Genomic DNA, 25,994 nt, shown 5'->3' on the forward strand with positions numbered 1-25,994 from the left:
GGCGCCCGCCCCGCGCCGGAGGGATCATGCCCGACACCGCCGCAGAACCCCCTTTCGCCGACGCTGAAAGCCCGCCTGGCCGGCGCGCCGACCGCCCCCTGCCGGGCGGCCGGACGGATACATACCGCCACCCGCCGCTGGTGCGGATCAGCCACTGGCTGAACGTGGTCGCGGTCGTGGTTCTGATCATGAGCGGCCTGAACATCCTGCTGGCCCATCCGCATCTGTACTGGGGCGTGCGGTCGACCTTCGCCGATCCGTGGGTGAGCATTCCGCCGCTGCCGGACTGGCTGCTGATCCCGCAGGGCCGAAATCTGGCCGAGGCGCGGAACTATCACTTCCTGTTCGCCTGGATCTTCGTGGCCAATGGACTGGTCTATCTGGCGTACGGCTTCCTGACCGGACGGTTCGGCCGCCGCATCTGGCCGACCGGAAAGGAGCTGAAGGGACTCGGCGCCTCCGTGGTCGAGCACGCGCGGTTCCACTTCCCCACGGACGACCACGCCCGCACCTACAATGTGATCCAGAAGCTGACCTATGCGGCGATGATCCTGATCGTCCTGCCGATGATGCTGGTCACCGGCCTGTCGATGTCGCCGGGGTTCAACGCCATAGGCGGGGTCCTGCTGGAGATCATGGGCGGGCGGCAGTCGGCGCGGACCCTGCATTTCATCTCGGCCGGCCTCATCGTCGGCTTCATCGTCGTCCACGTCGGGCTGGCAGTCTGGACGGGGCCGGTCAACAACATGCGGTCGATGATCACCGGCTGGTTCGTGATCCAGCCGCCGGGCTCCACGGCGGGTCCGAAGCTTCGCCGCCGCGCCGATGACGGAGACGTCTCATGAACCGCCGCCGCTGGCTGACCGGCGCCATAGGCGTCGCCGCGACCGCCCTGCTGTCCGCCTGCGGGCAGGCGGGGACCAGTCTGGCGGAACAGGCGCGGCGCATGGGCGAAGGCCTGACCCGGCGCGCCCAGCGCCTGCTGATCCCGCGCGACGCCCTGGCCCCGACCTACAGCCGGGCCGAGATCTCGCCGGACTTCCGGGCCAACGGCTCGATCGATCCGGCGGCGGCCGACTATGTGGCGCTGAAGGCGAACGGGTTCGCCGACTATCGCCTGATCATCGACGGACTGGTGGAACGGCCGCTGTCGCTGAGCCTCGCCGAACTGCGCGCGCGCCCGGCGCAGTCCCAGATCACCAAACACGACTGCGTCGAGGGCTGGACCTCGATCGGCGAATGGACCGGCGTGCGACTGGAGACCCTGCTGGACGAGGCGGGCCTGAAGCCCGAGACGCGCTACATCGTCTTCCACTGTTTCGACGCCCTGGATCAGCGCGAGGACGGGGAGCGCTACTATGAGAGCATCGATCTGATCGACGCCCGCCATCCCCAGACCATCCTGGCGTACGCCATGAATGGCGAGACCCTGCCCGTCCCGCACGGCGCGCCCCTGCGGCTCAGGGTCGAGCGGCAGATCGGCTACAAACACGCCAAATACATCAAGCGGATCGAGGCCGTCGCCAGCTTCGCCGACATCGGCGGCGGCAAGGGCGGCTATTGGGAAGACCGGGGGTACGAATGGTTTGCGGGGATCTAGGGGTATTACAAAAGTAATCAAACTTTAACTTTTATCATCGAATATTCGATCGATGAAAAAGGTCATTTCCGTTCGACTACCAGATTCCCAAATCGAAGCCATTCGGCAGCTTGCTGAAAAGCGGATGGTTAGCCAAGGAATGATTATAGAGGAAGCGATTTCCTTGTTGCTGGCGACAACCAAGGGCACCGCAGAAACCTTCTACGATCTCCAGAAGCAGCCTCACTATCCTTGGAGGGACACAAGTGACAAAGCTTGACCTCAACCGCTTAGTCTGGCCGACCGTAATTATAATTTTGGTCCTGGTGGCCGCAGCAAGTGGTTATAGCCTGTCGATTGGGAAGGAAGGCCTGCACTTCGTGCCTGAAAAACCCGTCGCGCATGGATAGCTTCTTCCCGCCCGCGATCCGCTCATCAGGGAATCGACGGCCATCGGGAAAAGTCCCGACTATGAGGGAGTCGCGGACATCTGAACCTCGGCCCTGCGACGGTCGCTTTCCAGTCCGGCGTCGATGATCTCCATGACCTCGAGCGCCTGCTCGGGCGGAACCGGATTGGGGCCCTCGCCGCGCAGGGCGGCGGCGATCCCCGCATAGAAGGCCGGATAGTCGCCGGCCGGGCCGGGCGCGGGCGATCGGGCGCCGGTCTCGCCGTCGACGAAGACGGCCGGGGCCAGGTCGACGCCCCAGCCGGGCGCGCCGACGGCCATCCCCGCCTTGAGCTGGACCTCCTGCACGTCGAGGCCGGACTTGAGCCAGCTGCCCTGCGTTCCGTGCACGGCGAAGCGGACATCGGGCGCGGCGATGAGCATGGCGGCGTTGAGTTCGACCCTCAGGCCGTCGGCGTAGCGCAGGGTCGCATGGGCCCGGTCGGGGCTGAGACCTCCCTCGCGCTGGATGGAGAGGTCGCAGGTCACGCCCAGCGGGCGGCCGAACAGGACCAGCATCTGGTCGATCAGATGTGGGCCCAGATCCAGCCAGACGCCGCCGCCGGGCCCCTCGCGCCAACGGTCCCGGACGGCGGGACGGTGACGGTCGTAGCGGGTCTCGACGGTGACGACGCGGCCCAGCCGGCCCCCGGCGACCACATCCTTCAGAGCGAGAAAGTCGGCGTCCCAGCGGCGGTTGTGGAAGACCGACAGCAGCAATCCCCTCGACCGGGCCAGTTCCACGACCCGGGCGGCGTCGGCGTGGGTCAGGGCGAAGGGCTTGTCGACGACCACCGCCTTGCCGGCGTTCAGCGCCGCCCGGGCCTGGGTCGCGTGAAGGGGGTCGGGCGTGGCCAGGACGACCAGATCGATCGCGGGGTCGTCCAGCGCGGCCTCAAGCGACGGCGCGACCCGGACCCCGGGCCAGACGGCGGCGACCTCGCCGGGACGGCGGCTGACGATCGTATGCAGCGTCAGGCCCGGCTCGGCCGCGACCAGCGGCGCATGGAAGGTCCGACCCGCGTTGCCGAAGCCGATGACGGCGACGTTCGCGGGCCGGTTCAAGGATCAGGCCTCCGCCCCCTCGGCCCGCTTCTTCATCAGGGCGTCGAAACTGCCCCAGACGCCATCGGCGCCGTGCCAGGCGCCGGTGGTGGCGGCCTTGGAGTATTCGGTGGCGCGGGCCTCGAAGAAGTTGGCGTGTTCGACGCCAGACAACAGCGACTGCAGCCAGGGCAGCGGGTTTTCCTTGACGCCATAGACCTCCGGCAGCTGCAGCTGGCGCAGGCGCCAGTCGGCGATGAAGCGGATGTACTGTTTGATGTCGTCCGGCGTCATGCCGTTCACCGGACCCATTTCGAAGGCCAGGTCGATGAAACGGTCCTCCATCTCGACCACCGTCTTGCAGCACTCGACGATGTCGGCGGCGACCTGGGGCGTGACGGCCCCCGTTTCCTTGTTGAACGCGTGGTAGAGCTTGATGATGCCCTCGCAGTGCAGGCTCTCGTCGCGGACGGACCAGCTGACGATCTGGCCCATGCCCTTCATCTTGTTCTGGCGCGGGAAATTCATCAGCATCGCGAACGAGGCGAACAGCTGCAGCCCCTCCGAGAAGCCGCCGAACATGGCCAGGGTGCGGGCGATGTCGGCGTTGGTCTCGACCCCGAACCGGCCCATGAAGTCATGCTTGTCGCGCATGGCCTCGTATTCCATGAAGGCGCCGAACTCGCTCTCGGGCATGCCGATGGTCTCGAGCAGCAGGGCGTAGGCGGCGATGTGGATGGTCTCCATGTTGGCGAAGCTCGCCAGCATCATCTTGACCTCGGTCGGTTTGAACACCCGACCGTATTTTTCCATGTAGTTGTCCTGGACCTCGATGTCGGCCTGGGTGAAGAAGCGGAAGATCTGGGTCAGCAGGTTGCGTTCGCTGTCGGTCAGATTGACCGCCCAGTCCTTCATGTCCTCGCCCAGCGGCACCTCTTCGGGCATCCAGTGGACCTGCTGCTGCTTCTTCCACATGTCGAAGGCCCACGGATAGCGGAACGGCTTGTAGGCCGCCGAGGGGGTCAGCAGGCCGGGGGTCGTGCCGCTCTTGGGGGGTTTGATCGAGACGTGCGCGTTCATCGTTACTGGGCTCTGGTCGGCGAATCCGAGGTGAATTCACCATGCGTTCGGACGCGCCCGGCGCCAAGCCGAATTGCGGCTATATTGCGATCACTTTTTCCGCGACCGCTAAATGTGGTGTGTCGGGGCGAAGGACTTGGGGACGTGGCTGGGGACAAGCCCTAGCCGCCTCTATGGCGGCGCCGGGAACTCTCGGGCGCGGAAAGCGTCGCTGGAGACTAGGCTGGGCCATCGAAGGAGAGCAGCCATGACCTACACTGTCTACGGCGCCGCCGGGTCCGGCTCGGTCCCGGTCGAGGCGGCCCTGACCCTGATCGGCGCACCCTATCGCGTGATCGAGGCCGTGACCTGGGAGGGGGACGCCGAGCGGGACAAGGTGGCCCCGGTCAATCCGATGCGGCAGATTCCCGCGCTGGTCACGCCCGGGGGCGAAACGATCACCGAGAGCGCCGCCATCCTGATCTGGCTGGCGGAACAGCACCCCGAGGCGGCCCTCGGCCCCGAGCCGTGCGACCCGCGCCGGGCGCAGTTCCTGCGCTGGATGACCTTCGTCCCGGCCGCCGTCTACTCGATGTACTGGGTCCGCGACGAACCGTCCCGGCTGGGGGGCGACGATCCGGCGGCGCAGAAGACCATACTGGAGCGCACCGCCGACAGGATCGCCGACTGCTGGGGCATGATGGAGAACCAGATCGCTCCGGACCGTTTCCTTCTGGGCCCCGAGCCGACGGTGCTCGATCTCTATGTCGCCGTCGCCAGCCGCTGGACGCCGCACCGCAAGCGGTTTCACGAGGTCGCGCCGCGGATGGGGGCGGTGATGCGCCGCGTCGACGCCCTGCCGGAGCTCGAGGCCTTCTGGGCCGACCGCTTCCCGTTCGAGGGCCGGTACCGGAGCTAGGCGGCCTCGGCGGCCTCGGAGACGCGCGCTTCCGGCAAGTCACCGGACAGGGCGCGATTCACCATCGCCAGCAGGCCGGCCTGGTTGATCGGCTTGGCCATGTGGGCGTTCATGCCCGACGCCAGACAGCGGGTCACGTCCTCGGGCATGGCGTCGGCGGTCATGGCCACGATGGCGATGTCATGCTCAGGCCCCGGCAAGGCGCGGATGCGGCGCGTCGCCTCCAGACCATCCATCAGCGGCATGCGCACGTCCATCAGCACCAGGTCGAACGGCTGACCGGCGACGGCGTCGATGGCGTCCTGTCCGTCGCAGACCTCGACCACGTCGCAGCCGAAGGCTTCCAGCATGATGCGGGCGACCTCGCGATTGACCGGATGATCGTCGACCACCAGCACGCGGGGCGTGGCGGGGGCGGCGGACTCGCCGGTCCCTTCGTCGTGGGGTTGGGGCATGGGCCGTTCGCTCTCCTCGATCGCGTCGGGCGCGCGCGGGAGGGGCAGGGTGATGATGAAGGTCGAGCCCTCGCCCGGCCGGCTGTCGACGTCGACATCGCCGTTCAGGCGACGGACGTGGCGGGCCACCAGCGCCAGGCCGAGGCCGGCCCCGCAATGGCTGCGGCGGATCGAGGCGTCGCCCTGGGCGAAGGCCTCGAACAGGTCCGGCAGCAGGGCCGGCTCGATGCCGGAGCCGGTGTCCGAGACGCGGATGCAGACGCCGTCGGATGACCGGTCCAGCCGGACCGTGACCTGACCCCTGTCGGTGAATTTGACCGCATTGGCGACCATGGGATGCAGGGTCTGGCGCAGCGCCCGGCGGTCGCACATGAAGCGCGCGTTCGTCGGCAGGCGGTCGTCGATCGTGAGGCTCAGACCCTTGGCGTCGGCCGCGGCCCGGCTGGGCGTGATCGCCTCGCGCGCCACGGCGGCCAGGTCCAGCGCCTCGGGCGAGACAGCGTCGTCGCCGCGGGCGAAGTCCAGAATGTCTTCGACCAGCATCAGCAGGCCGTCGCTGGATTCCCGGATCTGGCGCGCCTGACGCAGGGCGGTGGCGTCCAGTCCCGGCCGGCTGGCCAGGACGTCGGCGAAGCCGGCGACGCCGTTCAGGGGGGTGCGCATCTCATGGCTCATCATGGCGAGGAAGCGCGAGCGGGCGGCGGCGGCGTCCTCGGCCTTGCGGCGGGCTTCCTGCGCGGCGACCGTGCGGGCGCGCAGCCGCGCCTCGAGCCGGCGGCGCTCGGTCATGACCGTCGAGACGGGCAGGATGGTGACGACCATGGCGAGCAGGTAGAGATTGTAGACCCCCAGCCGGCGCAGCATTGGCGCGACCGTTTCCAGACCCGGGACGTCCATGAGACGCGTCAGGTGCACAGGACCATGGCCGGTCATGGTCGCTACGCCACTGACGGCGGCCAGTCCAATCAGGGCGATCGCCGCCGTCGTCGGCGACAGCCGCAGGGCGATCAGGAGCATCGGCAGGAAGGACAGGAAGGCGAGCGGCGCGTCGTTCTGCCAGAAGGTCAGGGCCGTAACGGCCAGCATGAAGGCCATCAGAACCGTTGCCTCCGGCCAGCGCGCGCGGGTCGTTCCGTGGAACCGGTGGGCCCGGGCCATCAGCAGCAGAACGGGGGTCACCAGCAACAGGCCGAGCAGTTCGACGATGAAGAAGGAATAGATGCCGAAGGCCCCGGCCATGGTCAGCGGCGTCTGACGGATCAGCATGGTGACGCCGAAGCCGAGGGCGGCCGTCACCGCGACCGCGGGCACGGCGGCGAACAGGCCGAAGGCGAACAGTCGCCGCGGGCGGCGCATGTCCAGGGCCGCGCCGCAGAACCGCCGGGCCAGCAGGGCGGCCAGCGCCGCCTCGCCCACATTCATCAACGCATTGAGCCACAGCAGCATGCCGGCGTCGCCGCGAATGGCGTTGCTGGACAGATTGATCACGAGGCAGGCCGCGACGACGGTGATCGCCTGGCGCCGGTGCAGCTGCAGCAGGGCCGCCGCCATGATGCCGTTGGACAGCCAGATCAGCACCGCGCCGTAGGTGGCCACGCTCCAGTGACCGATCAGTTGGGAAGCGGCGAACAGCAGCACATATGCCCAGGCCGGCGGCCCGGCGACACGGCCCGCTTCGTGCCTGAATAAACGCCAACGACCCTTCAACCCGAGCCTCCCCGGCCCTCTACTGAACAGCCGCAGCGTTACGGTGAATGCGTAAACAAATCCGTCTCAACCCGGATGCATCTGTGAAGCAGGAACCCCCGCCCGACCGCAGCCGTTTCCAGACCCTTCGCCATAACCGGCGGAAATGGAGCGCTGGAGCATGTCAGACACCGTCATCGATCCCAGCTTCCGGCCGCCTCCGGACGCGGTCGAATTCTATGAGGAATCCCTGCGGCTGCTGAAGGAGAGCGGCATCCCCTTCCTGCTGTCCGGCACCTATGCGGTGACCGCCTATACCGGTATTCGCAGGCCGACCAAGGACCTGGACGTCTTCTGCAAACCCGGCGACTACCCGCGCATCCTCGCCTTCTTCCAGGCCCGGGGCTTCCGCACCGACGTCGAGGACGAGCGCTGGATCGCCAAGGTATGGAAGGACGACAAGCGGTTCTTCGACGTGATCTTCGCCATGTCGAACGGCACGATCGCGGTGTCGGACAGCTGGTTCGGCAAGGACACGATCGAGGTGTACGGCCATACCGTCGGCATTACCCCGCCGACCGCCCTGATCCTGAGCAAGGTCTTCATCCAGGACCGCTACCGCTTCGACGGGGCAGACGTGAACCACGTCATCCTCAAACAGGCCGAGGCTATCGACTGGAAATTCCTGCTCGACCAGATGGACCTCTACTGGGAGGTATTGCTGGCGCACCTGTTGAACTACCGCTTCGCCTACCCGACCGAGCGGGACAAGATTCCCGCCTGGTTGATGCGGGAGCTGACGGGACGGCTGGAGGCCCAGGTCGATCTGCCGGCCCCGCGGGTCAAGGTGTGCCGCGGGCGGCTGTTCAGCCCGCGGGACTACATCTTCGACATCACCGAATGGGGCTTCGGCGACATCGTCGGCAAGGGGCTGGAGGAGCGCCATGACCCCATACATTGAGGTTGGGCGCCAGGCTCGCGACGCGGTCGCTGGCGACTTGAGCGTCAGGAGCCGGCGGTCATGAGCGAGGTGGATCCCCAGACGCCCCAACCCGGCATGGAGGCCGGGCCGAAGAAGAAGCTGCGCGTGGCGGCTGTCGGCGACCTGCACGTCGGCGAAGCGCACGACCGGCCCCACCGGGAACTGTTCGACCGGGTGCATGAAGACGCCGACGTCCTGTGCCTGTGCGGCGACCTGACCAATTTCGGCAAGACGCGGGAGGTGGAGATCCTTCTGGAGGACCTGCGGGGATGCCAGATTCCGATGGTCGGGGTGCTGGGCAACCACGAGCATGAGTGTGGCCAGCCCGAACATGTGACGAAGATGCTGTGCGACGCCGGCGTGAAGGTGCTGACCGGCCAGGCCTATGAGATCGAGGGCGTCGGCTTCGCGGGCGGCAAGGGGTTCATCGGCGGCTTCGGCCGCTACATGCTGAGCCCGTTCGGCGAGGCCTCGATCAAGTCGTTCGTGCAGGAGGCGGTCGAGGACGCCAACGGGATCGAAAACTCGATCCGCATGCTGCGCACCGAGCGGTCGGTCGTGGTGCTGCACTATTCGCCCGTGGTCGACACGGTGATGGGCGAGCCGCCCGAGATCCACGCCTTCCTGGGCTCGTCCCGGCTGGCCGAGACCATCGACCGCTATGACAACATCAGCCTGGTGGTGCACGGCCACGCCCATCGCGGCGCGCCCGAGGGCCGGACCAACAAGGGGACGCCGGTCTACAACGTCGCCCTGCCCGTGCTGCGGACGCTGGGCGAGACGCCCTATCGGGTGTTCGAGGTCTGAAACGCCGTGCGCGGCTCGAAGCGCCGCCAGACGGCCCAGAGCAGAAGGGCGGTCACGATGCCCAGGCCGTCGGCCAGCAGGTCGCCCCAGCTGGCGTCGCGGCCGACCATGCCCTGAACGATCTCGACCGCGCCGCCGAGCGCCAGCGCCGAAAGCGCCGCCAGGGTGCGCGGCAGGCGGCGGAACAGCACGCCGAAGCTCCACAGGATCAGACCGAAGGCGACGAAATGGGCGGCCTTGTCCCAGACATTGCTGGCGGCCTCCACGTTCTGGAAGGGTCCCACCATCGAACCGATGATGACGATCAGCAGGACAACCGCGGTCAGGCGCATCAGAAACTTCATCGACAGGAACACTCGGGTGGCGGGAGGAACGGGCTTCTATCAGCGCGCGAGCAGAACCCACACCCCGGTTGCGGCGAAACCCAGAGCCGCGGCGAGGCGAATCCATGTCAGCGGCAGTTTGCGGGCCGCGACCTCGCCGAGCAGCACCGCCGGGGCGTTGACCAGCATCATCCCGAGGGTCGAACCCGCCACGACCAGCGCCAGGTTCTGGAACTGCGCGGCCAGCATGGCGGTGGCGACCTGGGTCTTGTCGCCCATCTCGATCAGGAAGAAGGCGGCCGTCGTGGTCCAGAACACGCCGGCGAAGGTCTTTTCGGTCATGTCCGGCTCTTCATCGAACCGGTCGGGGATCAGGGCCCAGACGGCGAAACCGATGAAGGCCAGGCCCACGCCCCAACGCAGCCACTCGCCATCCATGAACCGGGCCAGCACGGAACCGGCCAGGGCCGCGAAGGCGTGATTGGCCGCCGTGGCCGCCAGAATGCCGAGGATGATCGGCAGCGGTCGCCGCCAGGTCGCCGCCAGCATGATGGCCAGCAGCATGGTCTTGTCCCCGATCTCCGCGATGGAGACGAGGCCGGTCGATATCAGGAAGGCTTCCAACTCGGCTTCATGCGCGGGGGTTCGGCGGACAGACCATTGGCATCCGCAGCCGGCCCCCGCGTGGAAGCGCCCTGCGAAGCCAGCGGTCTTGCCATGTAGGTGATCCTACGCTCGCCTCGCGGAGGCTCGCTGCTTGAGGACCGATACGGTCCGCCCTCAAGCAGTCTCGCGCCGCGCGCGAGACGATAGGGCCACTTAAGAACGCGCCATCCTCTCCGGGCGAGAGGAAGTGTGTTGACGCGAACCCCGCTGAGAGATGCGGGCGGCTACTCCCCGATGACGGCGGGCGGTGTATCCGCCACGGGCTCCGGCGGCAAGACCTCGTCGTGCGGGCCGGTGTCGCTGACGGCCTGCCTGCGTCCGATCGCATAGGCGACCAGCCACAGGGCCATGGCCCAGGCCGCGCCGGCGCACCAGCCCGCAAACACGTCCGAGGCCCAGTGGGCCCCGAGATAGACCCGCGTCAGTCCGATCAGCAGGGCGATCAGTATGGCCGCCCCAAGCACGAAGGCCTTCAGATGGGCGCGCGGGAAGGCCCGGGTCAGCATCACCCCGAGGGTCAGGTAGAAGACGGTCGACAGCAGGGCGTGGCCGGACGGGAAGCTGGCGTTCAGCGTGTCCACCGCCTGGAAGGCGGAGGGCGGCCGTTCGCGCCCGAACATCGCCTTCAACCCCTCGCTCAGCGCGACGCCCCCGGCCAGACCCACCACCAGAAGCAGGGCCGACAGGTTCTTGCGCTGGATCAGCAGGAAGGCGAATGCGATTACCGCGAACAGGGCCAGCACCGATATGCCGCCCAGCGAGGTCAGGTCGGCCGCCGCCTCCCTGAGCCACCACGGCCCCCGCGGCTCGCCGGCGACAGGCTGCATCCAGGCCAGAACCGCCTGATCGAAGGCCTGGCCGTCGGCCTCGGTCATGTCGTCCGCCACCTCGACGAAGGTCATGACCCCGAGGGCGGCGATGAACAGGGCCGACACGGCCGCAATTTCCGTCCGGGCTATGCGCAACATCCGGCGGAAAAATGTGATCGTCTGGTCGGCGGTCATCGGCTGCTAACGGTCCCGCTTGTGTGACGTTCCACTCACGCGTTCGTGAACAGAATGCGGTGAGGCTTGTCACGCCCTCGTCGCGGCCTGTCCACAGGCTCATCCCCCGTCTTGAGGCCGATTCGCCCAGAAAGTGATCGTCAACCCCGTTGACGGTTGGTTAGCCATCTGCGCCCCATATGTGGGCTTGGGGAGCGCTTCAGCCACTAGGTCTTGTGGTTCGCGGCGCGGGGAAACCCATTCGATTTTGTTCAGGGCGGCGAATACCATGGCTGGCGGCGAAGCGTTGAAGACGGTTGATTTCGTGTCCCCGACGGACGGTGATGCGACCACGCGTCCCCATCTGTCCGTGGTGAGATCCATTCAGCTCGACCGGTCCCGCGACGACCTGCTGACCGACTTCGGCAAGAAGACGCTGGAGGATCGATATCTGCTGGCCGGCGAGAGCTATCAGGACATGTTCGCCCGCGTCGCCACGGCCTATGCCGACGACGCCGACCACGCCCAGCGCGTCTATGACTACATGTCCAAACTCTGGTTCATGCCCTCGACGCCGGTGCTGTCGAACGGCGGCGCCGACCGCGGCCTGCCGATCAGCTGTTTCCTGAACGCCGTGGCCGACAGCCTCGACGGCATCCAGTCGGTCTGGAACGAGAACGTGGCCCTGGCCTCGAACGGCGGCGGCATCGGCACCTACTGGGGCGGCGTCCGGTCGATCGGCGAGAAGGTCAAGGGCGCGGGCCAGACGTCCGGCATCATCCCCTTCATCCGCGTGATGGACTCCCTGACGCTGGCGATCAGCCAGGGCTCGCTGCGCCGCGGTTCCGCCGCCGTCTACCTGGACGTCCACCACCCCGAGATCGAGGAGTTCCTCGAAATCCGCAAACCCTCGGGCGACTTCAACCGCAAATCCCTGAACCTGCACCATGGCATCAACGTCTCGGACGCCTTCATGGAGGCGGTGCGCGACGGCAGGACCTTCGACCTGCTGTCGCCCAAGAACCAGGAGGTGGTGAAGACCGTCGACGCCCGCGCCCTGTGGCAGAAGATCCTCGAGATCCGCCTGCAGACCGGCGAGCCCTATCTGATCTTCTCCGACACCGTGAACCGCCAGATGCCGCAGCATCAGCGCGACCTCGGCCTGTCGGTCAAACAGTCGAACCTGTGCTCGGAGATCACCCTGCACACCGGCCGCGACCATCTGGGCGTCGACCGCACCGCCGTCTGCTGCCTGTCCTCCGTCAACGCCGAGATGTTCCTGGAATGGCGCGAGGAGCCCCGCTTCATCGAGGACGTGATGCGCTTCCTCGACAACGTTCTGGAAGACTTCATCCGCCGCGCCCCCCCGGCCATGGCCGCGGCCGTCTATTCGGCCAGGCGCGAGCGTTCGGTGGGTCTGGGGCTGATGGGCTTCCACTCCTTCCTGCAGGCCCAGGGCGTGGCCTTCGAAAGCGCCATGGCCAAGTCGTGGAACATGCGGCTGTTCAAACATCTGCGCCGCGAGGCCGACAAGGCCAGCCGCCTGCTGGCCGAAGAAAAGGGCGCCTGCGAGGATGCCGCCGAGCGCGGCGTCATGGAGCGGTTCAGCCACAAGCTGGCCATCGCCCCGACCGCCTCGATCTCGATCATCTGCGGCGGCACCAGCGCCGGCATCGAGCCGATCCCGGCCAACATCTATACGCACAAGACCCTGTCGGGCTCGTTCGCGGTCAAGAACCCCTATCTGGAGCGCCTGCTGGGCGAGAAGGGCATCGACACCAGCGAGGTCTGGTCCTCGATCCTGGAGCACGAGGGCTCGGTGCAGCATCTCGACGTCCTGAGCGACGACGAAAAGGCCATCTTCAAGACCGCCTTCGAACTGGACCAGCGCTGGATCGTGGAACTGTCGGCCGACCGGTCGCCGGAAATCTGCCAGGCCCAGTCGATCAACCTGTTCATCCCCGGCGACGTGAACAAATGGGACCTGCACATGCTGCACTGGTCGGCCTGGGAGAAGGGCGTCAAATCGCTCTACTACCTGCGCTCCAAGTCGGTTCAGCGGGCCGCCTTCGCCGGCGCCGAGGACAAGGCCGAGGCCGAGGTCGATCCGAACCAGCCGGACCTCTTCTCGGCGGCGCGCACCGACTATGACGAGTGTCTCGCCTGCCAGTAGGACAGGACTGAAACTGGCCTGAGGGGTTCACCCGATTGCGGAACCCGGCCCATCGGCTCACGTTCATCGTCCGATCTGTGACGCCGAAATGGCTGTTGGCGGGATGGCCCGCATCGTGCAGGGTCGGATTCGCTAACGGATCGGGGAGGAACCGTTGATGCGAAGGACGGCGATCCTTGCCGGAGTATTGGCGACTGTGGCCCTGTGGGTCCCGGCGTTCGCCGCTGCTTCGCAGGACGCCCGGACCATCCAGTCCGACCCGTGGAGGGTCGCTCCCGAACGCCCCGCCAACGTCGCCGACCTTCTGACCCGCCTCGATCGCGACGCCCGCTTCGCCAGCGACCCGGCCTGGGACACCGCCGGCGGCTGGACGGGCTATGCGCCCGAGCGCGACCGGACCTCGCAATGGGCCGCCTCCAGCCGGGACGTGTGGTTCGAGAACGACGGTTATGAGGACCGCCTGCGCCTGCGCGCCCAAGGATCGGTCCGCCGTCTCGACGGCTCGCCCCTGCCTCCCGGGCCGCTGGATCCGGCGACCTTCGACGCCGAACACTATGACCTGACCTATACGCGGGGCTGGACCGAGACCTTGGGCCAGACGGCGTCGGGACTGGACGTCACCCTGACGCCGCATGTCGGGGTCGGGGTCGGAACCCGCGGCGGCACGACCGAGGCCGGCGCCACCCTTCGCATCGGCCGCGGCATCGAGAAACTGGTCCCGGACGGCGGCGACGCCTTCGGCGAGCGCCCGCGCTGGTATCTGTATGCGGCGGGTTCAGGCCGGGCCGTCGGCTATAATTTCGCCCGTACCCGCGACGGCGACTTCGCACGATCGGGTTACAGCCAGGATTCGGGCAATTTCCTCGGCGACGCCTCGGTCGGCGTGGCCATGCGGCGGGGGCCGGTGCACACCTCGGTCAGTGTCGCCTATCGCGAGATCGAGACCGAGGGCCTGCGCGCGGGCCACGGCGTCGACACGGACGTGTCCGAGGGCGTGATCGCCTTCCAGCTGTCGATCAAGCCGGAATAAGCGCATCCTTGTTGCGCTAACGGCCGCGACGCGGTCGCGGCCTGCTTGAGCGCGGACATCCGGGCCTCAAGTAGCGCGAAACGCGGTAGGCCCCCTCAGTACGTCCGCGCCACGCCCTCGCGGCGATCATCCGCGCCGCCGTCCCAGCCCCAGCCCATCGTTCCCTGACGCCAGATCGCGCCATGCAGGCCGGAATTCTCGCTGGCGTTGGGGCTGAGCACCACGCCGCGCGCGGCCAGCCCGGCGCGCAGTTCTTCGGAGAAGCGGTCCGTGTCCGCCCCGAAGCCGTCGCCGCGAGCCACCAGATTGGGCAGGTCGAAGGCCGCCTGCACCGGCAGACCCCAATCCAGAACGGCGATCAGGGCCTTGGCGTTATAGGCCAGGATCGAGGTCCCGCCGGGCGAGCCGAACGCACCCAGCAGCCGGCCCTGATGGTCGAAAACCAGCACGGGCGACATCGACGACCGCGGCCGCTTGCCCGCCGCCGCCGCATTGGCCGCCGGCGTCCCGTCCGGCCGGGTCGGAGTGAAGGAGAAGTCGGTCAGCTGGTTGTTGAGGAAGAAGCCCGCCGCCATCCGGCCCGAGCCGAAGACGCTTTCGACCGTGGTCGTCATGCTGACCGCATTGCCCTGCGCATCGACGACGACGAGATGGGACGTCCCCGCCGGCTCGCGCGTGGCGTCGGGTCCGGCGAAGACGCCGCCCGGGGGCGCGCCGGCCTCGGCGGCGCCCGTCAGGCCCGGGGCGAGGGCGGCGCGGGCCGCGACATAGTCGGGGTCCAGCAATCCCTGGACCGGCACGCGGACGAAGCCCGGGTCGCCGACATAGCGGTCGCGATCGGCGTACATCAGCCGCTGCAACTGGGCGAAGGCCGTCCAGGCCTCGGCGCTGTCAGGGCCGGCGTGAATATCGGGCGTCCGTTCGGCCATGGCCAGCAGTTGGAGCACGGCCACTCCGCTGGAGGGCGGGGGCGGCACGCAGACGACATAGACCCGGTAGGGACGGCACAGGGCCCCGCGCTCCACCGGTTCATAGGCGGCGATGTCCTCCGCCGTCAGGGCGCCGGGCCGGGGCTCCTGCGCCACCGTGGCCACGATCTCGCCCGCGATCCGTCCGTTGTAGAAGACCTCGGCTCCGCCGGCCGCCAGCTCGGCCACGGTGTCGGCGTAGGCGGGGTTCCTCAGCACGTCGCCGGCGACGTAGCGGTTCCCGTCCGCCCTGGTGAAATAGGCATTGGCCCAGCGGGTCCGCGCCTGGCCCCGGGTTGCGGCGATGAAGCCGGCCAGCCGCGGGCTGACCACAAAGCCGTCGCGGGCCAGCCGTTCGGCGTCCCCGAACAGGGCGTTCCACGGCAGGCGTCCATGCGCCCTGTGCGCCATCGCGAGCATGGCCACGGCGCCGGGCGCGCCGGTCGAACGCCCGCTCAGGACCGCCTCGCCGACGCCCAGCGGGCGGCCGTTCTCATAGAACAGGTCCGGGGTTGCGGCCGCCGGCGCGGTCTCGCGCCCGTCATAGCTGGTGACCTCGCCGGTCGCGGCGTCGAACATCATCATGAAGGCCCCGCCGCCCAGTCCCGACGACTGCGGCTCGACCAGGCCCAGCACCGCCTGGATGGCCACGGCGGCGTCCACGGCCGACCCGCCCTCGCGCAGCACCTTCAGCCCCGCCTCCACCGCCAGCGGATTGGCGGCCGCCACGAACGGACCCCGGGCGACGGGGGCGGGAGCCGGGCTGGCGGGCGCGACCCCGGCCGGACCGGTCGTTCCCGACCCCACGCCTCCGCATCCGCCCAGCGCCAGACCCGCCGCGACGAGCACGGCCGTAAGGACGCGGACGGACCGATGCGGAAGGTGGATCATGGAGAGCTCAGGTCTGTATCGCGGGACGAATTCGGGGGAGGCGGGACCACCCTGCCCCGCCGCCGTCGCGAACGAAAGCCCCGCGTGGCGCCGTTCCGTCGCCCATAGACACGGCAGGGCGGAAAACCCGTCTTCTGGCCCTTGCCCCCTCGCCGCCCGTCCGCTAGATACCCGCCCTCGCCGTTCGCGGCCAAGCGCGCCCGTAGCTCAGCTGGATAGAGCATCAGACTACGAATCTGAGGGTCGGACGTTCGAATCGTTCCGGGCGCGCCATCTCTTCCCGCATCGCTGAAAAGACTACGGTTTCACCGTTTGCGGCACCGTCTTCCGACGATTGCTACACCACCCTGCTGCACAATCCCGACCAGGGTCGACGATCAAGCTTGGCGAAATGCTCGCGAAAACGGGCGGGCGGGTCCCTGGATCGCGCGCCGTTGTTGATCGTGGTCGCGACAGGCGCGTTGGTCGCCCTCTATCTTTGGAAGAGCAAGCCCGCCCCGCCGTTGATTCTGTTGGCGTCCGGAATCGTCGCCACGGCCATTGCCGGCCCAGGCGGAGGTTTCTGCGCCTCCTAGCGCCGCGATCCGGCTAGGTTTACATCGGCTGACGACTGACCGGACGACGCTCCCCCGCCGCCCGAACTTCCCAACGACAAGGACGGCCCATGACCGAGACGCTGGAACTTTCTCACTGGATCGACGGCGAGAAGGTGACGACCGAGCGGCCCGGCAAGAGCCTCAATCCCTCCGATACGCGCGATGTCGTCGCCCGCACGCCCGACGGCGGCGAGGCGGAGGTCAATGCGGCGGCGGCGGCGGCCAGAGCGGCCTTCCCCGCCTGGTCCGAGGCTTCGCCCGAGGTCCGCGCCGACGTGCTGGACCGCGCCTCCAATATCCTGTTCGAACGCCGCGAACTGGTCGGCCGCCTGCTGTCGCGCGAGGAGGGCAAGACCCTGCCCGAGGGGATCGGCGAGACCGTCCGCGCATCCCGCATCCTCAAATATTTCGGCGGCGAGGCCCTGCGCCTGCACGGCCAGAACCTGATGTCGGTGCGTCCCGGCGTCGAGATTCAGACCTACCGTCAGGCGGTCGGCGTCTACGGCCTGATCACGCCCTGGAACTTTCCCATCGCCATCCCCGCCTGGAAGATGGCGCCGGCCCTCGCCTTCGGAAACACCGTGGTGATCAAGCCCGCCGGCCCCACGCCGGCGACCGCCGAGGCCCTCATCGCCATCCTGCACGAGGCGGGCCTGCCCAGGGGCGTGGTCAATATGGTCATCGGCCGCGGCGGGGTCGGCCAGGCCATCGTCGATCATCCGGACGTGGACGCCATCAGCTTCACCGGCTCGCAGGGCGTCGGCGCGGGCGTGGCCCTGGGCGCCATCAAACGGCAGGCGCGCGTCCAGCTGGAAATGGGCGGCAAGAACCCGTTGATCGTCATGGACGACGCCGATCTGGACCGCGCGGTGCAGATCGCGCTGGACGGCTCGTTCTTCGCCACGGGCCAGCGCTGCACCGCCTCCAGCCGCCTGATCGTGCACGACGCCGTCCACGACCGCTTCGTCGCCGCCCTGGCCGAAAAGGTCGCGGCGCTGCGGGTCGGCGACGCCCTGGACCCGGAGACCCAGATGGGCCCCGCCGTCTCCGAGGATCAGATGGAGACCTCGTATCGATATATCGAGGTGGCGCGCGGCGACGGCGGACGGATCGTCACCGGCGGCGACCGGCTGCAGCTCGAAAAGCCCGGCTGGTACGTCCAGCCGACCCTGATCGCCGACACCCTGCCCGACATGCGCATCAACACCGAGGAGGTGTTCGGCCCCGTCGCCTCGACCATCCGGGTCGGCAGCTATGAGGAGGCGCTCGAGATCGCCAACGGGGGCGAGTTCGGTCTGTCCGCCGGCATCGTCACCACCTCGCTGAAACACGCCCGCGATTTCCAGCGGCGCGCGCGGGCCGGGATGGTGATGGTCAATCTGCCCACCGCCGGGGTCGACTATCATGTGCCGTTCGGCGGTTCGAAGAAGTCGAGTTATGGCGCGCGCGAACAGGGTTTCGCCGCGGTCGAATTCTTCACCCAGACCAAGACCGCCTACAGCTGGAGCTGACACCCGCCCTGCAGGGCGGATTTACCGGGGCCGACCCTCTGCGGCCCGGGTCTCGGCCATGGCGGGCGCTCCCAGCACCGCGCGCAGCCGGGTGGCCAGTTCGGCGCACTGGTAGGGTTTGTCGATCAGCGGGAAGCCATGCTGCATCTGGTTGCCGGTTTCACCGAGATAGCCGGAAGTCAGAAGCACCTTCAGATCGGGATGCCGTTCCTGCGCCTTCTGCGCCAGTTCGATGCCGTTCATGCCGCCGGGCATGATGACGTCCGAGAACAGCAGGTCGTAGTCCGGGTCGCTGTCCAGCCGGTGCAAGGCTCCGCCCGCATCCGAGGCGACGTCGCAGCGGTATCCCAGGCTGGTCAGCATATCGAGACACAGGCTCAGGACCGCCGGATCGTCCTCGACGATCAGCACCCGTTCCGATCCGGCCTCGACCGCGGCCGCCTCGACCGCCTCGGCCGCGGCGGCGGGGGCTTCGTCGGTCAGCGGCAGGGTCAGTTCGAAGATCGCGCCCTCGCCCGGCGTGGCCGAGACCTCGATGCGGCCGCCCGACTGGCTGACGAAGCCGTAAACCTGCGACAGGCCCAGGCCCGTGCCCCGCCCGACCTCCTTGGTGGTGTAGAAGGGCTCGAAGACCCGCTGGGCTACATCCTCCGCCATGCCCGGGCCGGTGTCGCGGACCTGGATCAGCGCCATGGGTCCCGCGTCCCCCGTGACCTCGGAGGTGGTGACCACCAGCCGGCCCTCGCCCTCCATGGCATCCCGCGCGTTGACCGCCAGATTGAGCAGGGCCGTCTCCAGATGGGTGGGGTCGATCGAGGCGTGGAGCGGGCCGCCGGACAGTTCGAGCATAAAGGTGATCCCCTCGCCCATCGCCTGCTGCATCAGCGGCGCGAAATTCCGGATCAGGGCGTTCAGATCGATGACCTGGGGGTTCAGTTGCTGCCGGCGCGAAAAGGCCAGCAACTGGCGGGTCAGGGTCTGGCCGCGCTCGGCCGCCGCGCGAATGGCGGACAGCTGGCGGGTGATGCGCGGCTGGTCGTCGCCGAGCCGGCGCAGCAGGATGTCGGCATTGCCGAGAACGACGGTCAGCAGATTATTGAAATCGTGGGCGACCCCTCCGGTCAGCTGACCCACCGCCTCCATCTTGCGCGCCTGCGCCAGATGCTCCTCCAGCTGACGGCGGTCGGTGACATCCAGAAGGGTGCCGAGAATCTCGCCGCCCCCGCCATTGGCGTCCGGGACCCAGACGCCCTGGTCGAGGAAGGTGCGGTAGGTTCCGTCGGAACACTGCCAGCGGTATTCGCAGGCGTAGGCGCCGCTGATGGAGGCCTGCATCAGACAGGCGGCCACCTTCTCGACGTCCTCAGGATGGATGCGCCCCATGCCGATCTCGGGCTCGTCGACGAACCGGCTGGGGGCGAAGCCGGTCAGCGGCATGATGCTGTCGCTGACGAACAGGGCCGGGAATGGATGGACGCTGGCGCGGGAGGTGAAGACCACGGGCAGGGATTTCAGGATGGTGTCCTGACGTTCCCGCGCCTCGCGAAGGGCCAGTTCGGCGGCCAGTTTTTCCTCGCTGATGCGGGCGTTGGCCTCCAGCAGGGCGTGCTGTTCCTCGGCCTGACGGCGCACCTCCAGCGTCTTGAGGTGCAGCTCGACCAGGATGGCGACCTTGGAGCGCAGGATGAAGGGGTCGACGGGCTTGAACACCACATCGACGGCGCCGGCCGTATAGGCCTGGAAGATGTGGGCCTCGTCGCGGAACACGGCGGTGACGAAGACGATCGGCGTATCGCGCGTGCGCGGATGTTCGCGGATCAGTCTGGCGGTTTCGTAGCCGTCCATGCCGGGCATGTGCAGGTCCAGCAGGATGACCGCGAACTCGTGATGCAGCAGCAGCCGCAGCGCCTCCTCGCCCGAGCGGGCGATGACCAGCTCATGGCCCAGCACCTCCAGCGCCTCGCGGGCGGCAAAGGCGTTGCGCTCATCGTCGTCGACGATGAGGACGCGTGCGGTCAGGGGTTTCGTCCTGGCGCGACGCCCCATCAGATCGCCGCCGGTCCGGAAAGCGCGGCCTGGTCGGACACCGACATCCGGCCGGCGTCGGCGCGCTGGATCGACACCCGCATGACCGAGATCAGATAGTCGATGTCCACCGGCTTGGAGACATAGTCCGAGGCTCCGGCCTGGATGCATTTCTGCCGGTCGCCCTTCATCGCCTTGGCGGTCACGGCGATGATGGGGATGTGGGCGAAACGGGGCAGGGCCCGAATCTCGCGCATGGTCTCGTAGCCGTCCATGTCGGGCATCATGATGTCGACCAGAATGAGGTCGGTCTCGGGATGCTGGGCCAGCAGGTCGAGGCCCGCCCGGCCGCTTTCGGCATAGAGCAGATCGACCCCGAACTCTTCCAGAGCGCTGGCCATGGAGAAGATGTTGCGGATGTCGTCGTCGATGACCAGGGCCGTGCGGCCGGTCAGGATGGCGTCCTCCTTGCGGGTCTGGGCCAGGGTGTTGCGGGCTGTTTCCGACAGCCGGTCCGTGGGTTCGTGGAGCAGCAGGGCGGCCTGCTCCAGCAGCTGTTCGGGGGTGCGGGCCAGACGGGCGTGGCCCGCGAAAACGGCCAGCCGCAGACGGCGCTCGTCCAGAGACGACAGGGTGTCGCCCGCATAGACCACGGCGGGGCGGTCGCCTGACTTCAGCCAGTCGACCAGATCGGGTATGGGCGCGGCGGATACATCGATGATCAGGCTGTCGGCCGGCTTCATCTTCGCCTTGGCCAGACCCTTGAGCCCGTCGACCCGGATGACGGAGCCGAAGGCGGTTTTCAGCAGGGCCTGGGCCTCGCCCGTCGGACCGACGAGGATCAGCCGCCTGTTGGCGGTCGAGATGAATTTCTTCACCTCGTCCAGACTGGCCACGACGCTCTCGCGGTCGATCGGCTTGGGCGTGAAGCCGAAGGCGCCGATCGACAGGCCGAGACCCGCCTGATCATGCGCCGAGATGACATGCACGGGGATGTGCCGCGTCTCGGGCGTGCGCTTCAGCAGGTCCAGCAGGGCCAGGCCGTCCATGTCGGGCAGGCCGACGTCCAGCATGATCGCCTGCGGCCCGTAGCGGCGGGCAAGCGCCGCAGCCGCGACGCCCTCGTGGGTGATAACGCCCTTGAAGCCGCTGTCCCGCACGAGGGCCAGAAGGATGGCCCCGAACCGGGGATCGTCCTCGACGATCAGGATCACAGGATCACCGGGCGAGACCGTATCGCGGTCGTCGGCGACAACGTCGATGGCTTCGATCTCCGGCTCCTCGGAGGCAGTCCGGACGGTGACGGCGCGCGAGGCTTCGCGGGCCGTGGGACCGGACGCCGCCGTCGGGCTGAAGTTCAGCGGAAGGAACAGGGTGAAGGTCGAGCCCTGATCCGGCTCGCTCTCGACCTTCAGCTCGCCGCCCAGCGTGCGGGTGATTTCCCGGCTGATCGAAAGGCCCAGGCCGGTGCCGCCGTATTTGCGACTGGTGGTGCCGTCGGCCTGCTGGAAGGCCTCGAAGATGATCCGCTGCTTGTCCTCAGGGATGCCGATGCCGCTGTCCTGCACCGAGAATGCCAGGACCTGGCCCGCCTTGTTGAGGTGTTCGTTGCCGGGGCTCCAGCCCTTGGCGACGCGGTCGACGCGCAGCCGGACCGAACCGCTCTCGGTAAACTTGAAGGCGTTGGACAGCAGGTTCTTGATGATCTGAAGCAGCCGTTTGTCGTCGGTGTACATCGACGGCGGCAGATCCGGATCGATATCGATGGAGAAGTCGAGTTTCTTGTCCTGGGCGATCTGGGCGAAGGTCCGGTGCATCTGGTCGCGCAGCGATTCCAGCGCCATCTCCCCGATGTCGAGGGTGACGGTCCCGGATTCGATCTTCGACAGGTCGAGGATGTCGTTGATCAGCCCCAGCAGGTCTGAACCTGCGGCGTGGATGTTCCGCGAGAACTCCACCTGTTTGGGCGTCAGATTGCCCTGCGTGTTCTCGCTGAGCATCTTGGACAGGATCAGCAGGCTGTTCAGCGGGGTCCGCAACTCGTGGCTCATGTTGGCCAGGAATTCGGACTTGTATTTCGACGTCAGAGCCAGCTGTTCGGCCTTTTCCTCGAGCGCGAAACGGGCCTGCTCCACTTCGCGGTTCTTGGCCTCCACCTGCTGATTCTGGGCCGACAGCAGGACGGCCTTGTCCTCCAGTTCCGCGTTGGATTGCTGCAGTTCCTCCTGTTTGGCGCGCAGCAGTTCCTCGGACTGGCGCAGGGACGCCGCCTGCTGTTCCAGCCGGTCGTTGGTGGATTTCAGTTCCTCCTGCTGGGCCTGAAGTTCGGCGGTCAGCAGCTGGGACTGGCTCAGCAGACCCTCGGTCCGCATGTTGGCGGCGATGGTGCTGAGCACGATGCCGACCGATTCCATCAGCTGGCTGAGGAAGGACTGGTGGGTCTCGGAGAACTCGCCGAACGTCGCCAGTTCGATCACCGCCTTGACCTCGCCCTCGAACAGGGCCGGCAGGATGATGATGTTCAGCGGCGCGGAGGCGCCGAGGCCGGAGCCGATCTGGACGTAGTCCTGCGGCACATTGGTCAGAAGGATGCGTTCCTTCTCCTTGGCGCATTGGCCGATCAGGCTCTGGCCCAGCCGGAAGGTCGGCGACAGCTGTTCGCGCTCGGTGGAGGCGTAGGCGGCGGCCAGGGTCAGGATGGGTTCGTCGTCGGCGTCCCTGTCCGAAACGTAGAACACAGCGTGCTGGGCGTTGATCAGAGGCGCCAGTTCGGACAGCACCATGTTCGACACCGTCGCCAGATCACGCTCGCCCTGCAGCATGCGGGTGAAGCGGGCGAGGTTGGTCTTCAGCCAGTCCTGTTCGGTATTCTTGAGCGTCTGATCCTTCAGGTTGCGGATCATCTCGTTGATGTTGTCCTTCAGCGCCGCGACCTCGCCCGAGGCCTCGACGGTGATGGAGCGGGTCAGCTCGCCCTTGGTCACCGCGGTCGACACCTCGGCGATGGCGCGGACCTGGGTGGTCAGGTTGCCGGCCAGCTGGTTCACGTTGTCGGTCAGGTCGCGCCACAGGCCGGCGGCGCCGGGCACCCGCGCCTGCCCGCCCAGCTTGCCCTCGATGCCCACTTCCCGGGCCACGTTGGTGACCTGATCGGCGAAGATGGCGAGCGTCTCGATCATGCCGTTGATGGTGTCGGCCAGAGAGGCGATCTCGCCCTTGGCGTCCACGGTCAGCTTGCGCTTCAGGTCGCCGTTGGCCACCGCGGTCACGACGTCGGCGATGCCGCGCACCTGACCGGTCAGGTTGGCGGCCATGGAGTTCACATTGTCGGTCAGATCCTTCCAGGTGCCGCCGACGCCTTCCACGCGCGCCTGACCGCCCAGCTTGCCCTCGGTGCCGACCTCCTTGGCCACGCGCGTCACTTCCGAAGCGAAGGCGTTCAGCTGGTCCACCATGACGTTGATGGTGTTCTTCAGCTCGAGGATCTCGCCCTTCACGTCGACGGTGATCTTCTTGCTGAGATCGCCCTTGGCCACGGCCGTCGTCACCTCGGCGATGTTGCGCACCTGACCGGTCAGGTTGCCGGCCATGAAGTTCACATTGTCGGTCAGGTCCTTCCAGGTGCCGGCCACCCCCTTCACATTGGCCTGACCGCCCAGCTTGCCTTCCGTGCCCACTTCGCGCGCCACCCGGGTCACTTCCGAGGCGAAGGCGTTCAGCTGGTCCACCATGGTGTTGATCGTGGATTTGAGCTCGAGAATTTCGCCCTTCACATCGACGGTGATCTTCTTCGAGAGGTCGCCGTTGGCCACGGCCGTGGTCACCTCGGCGATGTTGCGCACCTGACCGGTCAGGTTGTCGGCCATCAGGTTCACGTTGTCGGTAAGGTCCTTCCACGTGCCGGTGACGCCGGTCACCTGCGCCTGACCGCCCAGATTGCCTTCCGTGCCGACCTCGCGGGCCACACGCGTCACTTCCGAGGCGAAGGCGTTCAGCTGGTCCACCATGACGTTGATGGTCGACTTCAGCTCGAGAATTTCGCCCTTCACGTCGACGGTGATCTTCTTGGACAGGTCGCCGTTGGCCACGGCGGTGGTCACCTCGGCGATGTTCCGCACCTGGCCCGTCAGGTTTGCGGCCATGAAGTTGACGTTGTCGGTCAGGTCCTTCCAGGCCCCGCCGACGCCCTTCACATTCGCCTGCCCGCCCAGCTTGCCCTCGGTGCCGACCTCGCGGGCCACGCGCGACACTTCCGAGGCGAAGGAGTTCAGCTGGTCCACCATGACGTTGATGGTCGACTTCAGCTCGAGAATCTCGCCCTTCACGTCGACGGTGATCTTCTTCGAAAGGTCGCCGTTGGCCACGGCGGTGGTCACCTCGGCGATGTTGCGCACCTGACCGGTCAGGTTGTCGGCCATCAGGTTCACATTGTCGGTCAGGTCCTTCCAGGCGCCGGTGACGCCCTCCACCTGGGCCTGACCGCCCAGCTTGCCGTCGGTGCCGACCTCCTTGGCCACGCGCGTCACTTCCGAAGCGAAGGCGTTCAGCTGGTCCACCATGACGTTGATGGTGTTCTTGAGCTCCAGCACCTCCCCGCGGACCTGCACGGTGATCTTCTTGGACAGGTCGCCCTTGGCCACGGCGGTGGTGACCTCGGCGATGTTGCGCACCTGGCCCGTGAGGTTGTCGGCCATCAGGTTCACGTTGTCGGTCAGGTCCTTCCAGGTGCCGCCGACGCCTTCCACGCGCGCCTGACCGCCCAGCTTGCCTTCCGTGCCCACCTCGCGCGCCACCCGGGTCACTTCCGACGCAAAGGCGTTCAGCTGGTCCACCATGGTGTTGATGGTGGATTTGAGCTCGAGGATTTCGCCCTTCACGTCGACGGTGATCTTCTTCGACAGGTCGCCCTTGGCCACCGCGGTCGTCACCTCGGCGATGTTCCGCACCTGACCCGTCAGGTTGGCCGCCATGAAGTTCACATTGTCGGTCAGGTCCTTCCAGGTGCCCGCCACGCCCTTGACGTTCGCCTGGCCGCCCAGCTTGCCCTCGGTGCCCACCTCGCGGGCCATTCGGGTCACTTCCGAAGCGAAGGAGTTCAGCTGGTCCACCATGGTGTTGATGGTGTTCTTGAGCTCCAGCACCTCGCCCTTCACGTCCACGGTGATCTTGCGGCTGAGGTCGCCGTTGGCCACGGCGGTGGTCACTTCGGCGATGTTTCGCACCTGACCGGTCAGGTTGGCGGCCATGAAGTTCACATTGTCGGTCAGGTCCTTCCAGGTGCCGGCCACGCCCTTCACATTGGCCTGACCGCCCAGCTTGCCTTCCGTGCCCACTTCGCGCGCCACCCGGGTCACCTCGGAAGCGAACGAGCCCAACTGGCCCACCATGGTGTTCACGACCCGGCCGATGCGCAGGAATTCGCCGCGCAGGGGCTGTTCCTCGTTCTCCAGGTCCATGGTCTGGCTGAGGTCGCCCTTGGCCACGGCGCCAATCACGCGGGCCATTTCGGCGGTCGGGTGCACCATGTCGGCGATCAGGGTGTTGACGGCGTCGACGCTGTCCGCCCAGGCCCCCGTCGCGGAGGGCACGCGGGCGCGGTTGTTGATCTTGCCCTGACGGCCCACGGCCTCGCCCAGACGGCTGAATTCGCGGCTCATCCGGTCGTTCAGCTCGACGACATCGTTGAAGGCCTCGGCCAGTTCGCCGTCCAGGCCGGTCAGACCGCCGGGCAGGCGGACCGAGAAATCGCCCCGTCGGAAAGCCCTCAGGGCCGTGAGAAGCTGGCGATTGTCGAGGGTGGGTTCAACGACGGTGGCAAGCGACATCATTCACCTTCAGCTCAGAAGCAG

Annotated in this window: 18 protein-coding genes, 1 tRNA gene and 1 riboswitch; of the genes, 10 read left to right on the plus strand and 9 right to left on the minus strand. The window is 67.4% G+C overall.

Annotated elements, in window-relative coordinates; translation table 11 throughout:
* The first annotated feature begins 26 nt into the window (after nt 1-26).
* Genes BrevBR_RS05975 through BrevBR_RS05985 form a run of 3 tightly spaced genes read left to right on the plus strand, consistent with a single transcriptional unit; the run spans nt 27 to nt 1,859 of the window.
* Nucleotides 27-845, plus strand: coding sequence for a cytochrome b/b6 domain-containing protein (locus BrevBR_RS05975; RefSeq protein WP_332641327.1), 819 nt, complete (start codon nt 27-29; stop codon nt 843-845).
* Entirely contained in the window at nt 842-1,600 is a 759-nt protein-coding gene (locus BrevBR_RS05980) for a molybdopterin-binding protein (protein WP_332641326.1), read from the plus strand. The genes BrevBR_RS05975 and BrevBR_RS05980 overlap by 4 nt, the downstream gene beginning before the upstream one ends.
* A 52-nt stretch (nt 1,601-1,652) precedes the next feature.
* A complete protein-coding gene (locus BrevBR_RS05985; protein WP_340000289.1) occupies nt 1,653-1,859 on the plus strand; it encodes a ribbon-helix-helix domain-containing protein in 207 nt (68 codons plus the stop codon).
* A 189-nt stretch (nt 1,860-2,048) separates the two neighbouring features.
* Here the strand turns inward: BrevBR_RS05985 and BrevBR_RS05990 are convergent, their stop codons facing one another.
* On the minus strand, nt 2,049-3,092 hold the full coding sequence (locus BrevBR_RS05990) for an oxidoreductase (protein ID WP_340000290.1): 1,044 nt from the start codon (nt 3,090-3,092) through the stop codon (nt 2,049-2,051).
* A 3-nt stretch (nt 3,093-3,095) separates the two neighbouring features.
* Nucleotides 3,096-4,151: a ribonucleotide-diphosphate reductase subunit beta gene (locus BrevBR_RS05995; RefSeq protein ID WP_332641324.1), complete on the minus strand. Its 1,056-nt coding sequence runs from the start codon at nt 4,149-4,151 to the stop codon at nt 3,096-3,098.
* A 247-nt stretch (nt 4,152-4,398) separates the two neighbouring features.
* On the opposite strand from BrevBR_RS05995, the gene BrevBR_RS06000 reads away from it, so the two are divergent.
* Entirely contained in the window at nt 4,399-5,049 is a 651-nt protein-coding gene (locus tag BrevBR_RS06000) for a glutathione S-transferase family protein (RefSeq protein WP_340000292.1), read from the plus strand.
* Here the strand turns inward: BrevBR_RS06000 and BrevBR_RS06005 are convergent.
* Nucleotides 5,046-7,142, minus strand: coding sequence for a hybrid sensor histidine kinase/response regulator (locus tag BrevBR_RS06005; protein WP_340000293.1), 2,097 nt, complete (start codon nt 7,140-7,142; stop codon nt 5,046-5,048). The two genes, BrevBR_RS06000 and BrevBR_RS06005, sit on opposite strands and share 4 nt — an antisense overlap.
* 229 nt (nt 7,143-7,371) lie before the next feature.
* On the opposite strand from BrevBR_RS06005, the gene BrevBR_RS06010 reads away from it, so the two are divergent.
* Nucleotides 7,372-8,151 (plus strand): hypothetical protein, encoded by a 780-nt coding sequence (locus BrevBR_RS06010; RefSeq protein ID WP_332641321.1) that lies wholly within the window; start codon nt 7,372-7,374, stop codon nt 8,149-8,151.
* Nucleotides 8,152-8,211: 60 nt separating this feature from the next.
* The gene (locus BrevBR_RS06015; protein WP_340000294.1) at nt 8,212-8,979 is read left to right on the plus strand and encodes a metallophosphoesterase family protein; all 768 of its coding nucleotides are present in this window, start codon (nt 8,212-8,214) and stop codon (nt 8,977-8,979) included.
* On the opposite strand, the gene BrevBR_RS06020 is transcribed toward BrevBR_RS06015, so the two are convergent.
* The 3 genes from BrevBR_RS06020 to BrevBR_RS06030 all read right to left on the minus strand — a co-directional run bounded on the left by BrevBR_RS06020 (nt 8,958) and on the right by BrevBR_RS06030 (nt 10,903).
* Nucleotides 8,958-9,311, minus strand: a complete 354-nt coding sequence (locus tag BrevBR_RS06020; protein WP_332641319.1) for a VanZ family protein — start codon at nt 9,309-9,311, stop codon at nt 8,958-8,960. The two genes, BrevBR_RS06015 and BrevBR_RS06020, sit on opposite strands and share 22 nt — an antisense overlap.
* Before the next feature lie 51 nt (nt 9,312-9,362).
* Nucleotides 9,363-9,926, minus strand: a complete 564-nt coding sequence (locus tag BrevBR_RS06025) for a TMEM165/GDT1 family protein (RefSeq protein ID WP_332641318.1) — start codon at nt 9,924-9,926, stop codon at nt 9,363-9,365.
* A 198-nt stretch (nt 9,927-10,124) separates the two neighbouring features.
* Nucleotides 10,125-10,213, minus strand: a riboswitch (yybP-ykoY riboswitch).
* A complete protein-coding gene (locus tag BrevBR_RS06030; RefSeq protein ID WP_340000295.1) occupies nt 10,193-10,903 on the minus strand; it encodes a phosphatase PAP2 family protein in 711 nt (236 codons plus the stop codon). Its footprint overlaps the riboswitch before it by 21 nt.
* A gap of 337 nt (nt 10,904-11,240) precedes the next feature.
* On the opposite strand from BrevBR_RS06030, the gene BrevBR_RS06035 reads away from it, so the two are divergent.
* Together BrevBR_RS06035 and BrevBR_RS06040 are read left to right on the plus strand one after the other, a co-directional pair.
* Nucleotides 11,241-13,124: a ribonucleoside-diphosphate reductase subunit alpha gene (locus BrevBR_RS06035; RefSeq protein WP_332641316.1), complete on the plus strand. Its 1,884-nt coding sequence runs from the start codon at nt 11,241-11,243 to the stop codon at nt 13,122-13,124.
* A 196-nt stretch (nt 13,125-13,320) separates the two neighbouring features.
* Nucleotides 13,321-14,154 carry a lipid A-modifier LpxR family protein gene (locus BrevBR_RS06040; RefSeq protein WP_332641361.1) on the plus strand — a complete coding sequence of 278 codons (834 nt, stop codon included), beginning with the start codon at nt 13,321-13,323 and terminating at the stop codon, nt 14,152-14,154.
* A gap of 95 nt (nt 14,155-14,249) precedes the next feature.
* Here BrevBR_RS06040 and BrevBR_RS06045 read toward each other — a convergent pair whose 3' ends face one another.
* Nucleotides 14,250-16,013 carry a gamma-glutamyltransferase family protein gene (locus BrevBR_RS06045; RefSeq protein WP_340000296.1) on the minus strand — a complete coding sequence of 588 codons (1,764 nt, stop codon included), beginning with the start codon at nt 16,011-16,013 and terminating at the stop codon, nt 14,250-14,252.
* Nucleotides 16,014-16,209: 196 nt separating this feature from the next.
* On the opposite strand from BrevBR_RS06045, the gene BrevBR_RS06050 reads away from it, so the two are divergent.
* Both BrevBR_RS06050 and BrevBR_RS06055 read left to right on the plus strand, forming a co-directional pair.
* Nucleotides 16,210-16,286, plus strand: a tRNA-Arg gene (locus BrevBR_RS06050).
* A gap of 391 nt (nt 16,287-16,677) precedes the next feature.
* A complete protein-coding gene (locus tag BrevBR_RS06055) occupies nt 16,678-18,120 on the plus strand; it encodes an aldehyde dehydrogenase family protein (protein WP_332641314.1) in 1,443 nt (480 codons plus the stop codon).
* Nucleotides 18,121-18,141: 21 nt separating this feature from the next.
* Here the strand turns inward: BrevBR_RS06055 and BrevBR_RS06060 are convergent, their stop codons facing one another.
* Both BrevBR_RS06060 and BrevBR_RS06065 read right to left on the minus strand, forming a co-directional pair.
* A complete protein-coding gene (locus BrevBR_RS06060) occupies nt 18,142-20,166 on the minus strand; it encodes a response regulator (protein WP_340000297.1) in 2,025 nt (674 codons plus the stop codon).
* A complete protein-coding gene (locus BrevBR_RS06065) occupies nt 20,166-25,970 on the minus strand; it encodes a HAMP domain-containing protein (RefSeq protein WP_340000298.1) in 5,805 nt (1,934 codons plus the stop codon). Before BrevBR_RS06065 ends, BrevBR_RS06060 begins: the two co-directional genes overlap by 1 nt.
* Nucleotides 25,971-25,994 lie beyond the last annotated feature (24 nt).

The sequence above is a fragment of the Brevundimonas sp. BR2-1 genome, from assembly GCF_037626195.1.
GTDB lineage: Bacteria > Pseudomonadota > Alphaproteobacteria > Caulobacterales > Caulobacteraceae > Brevundimonas.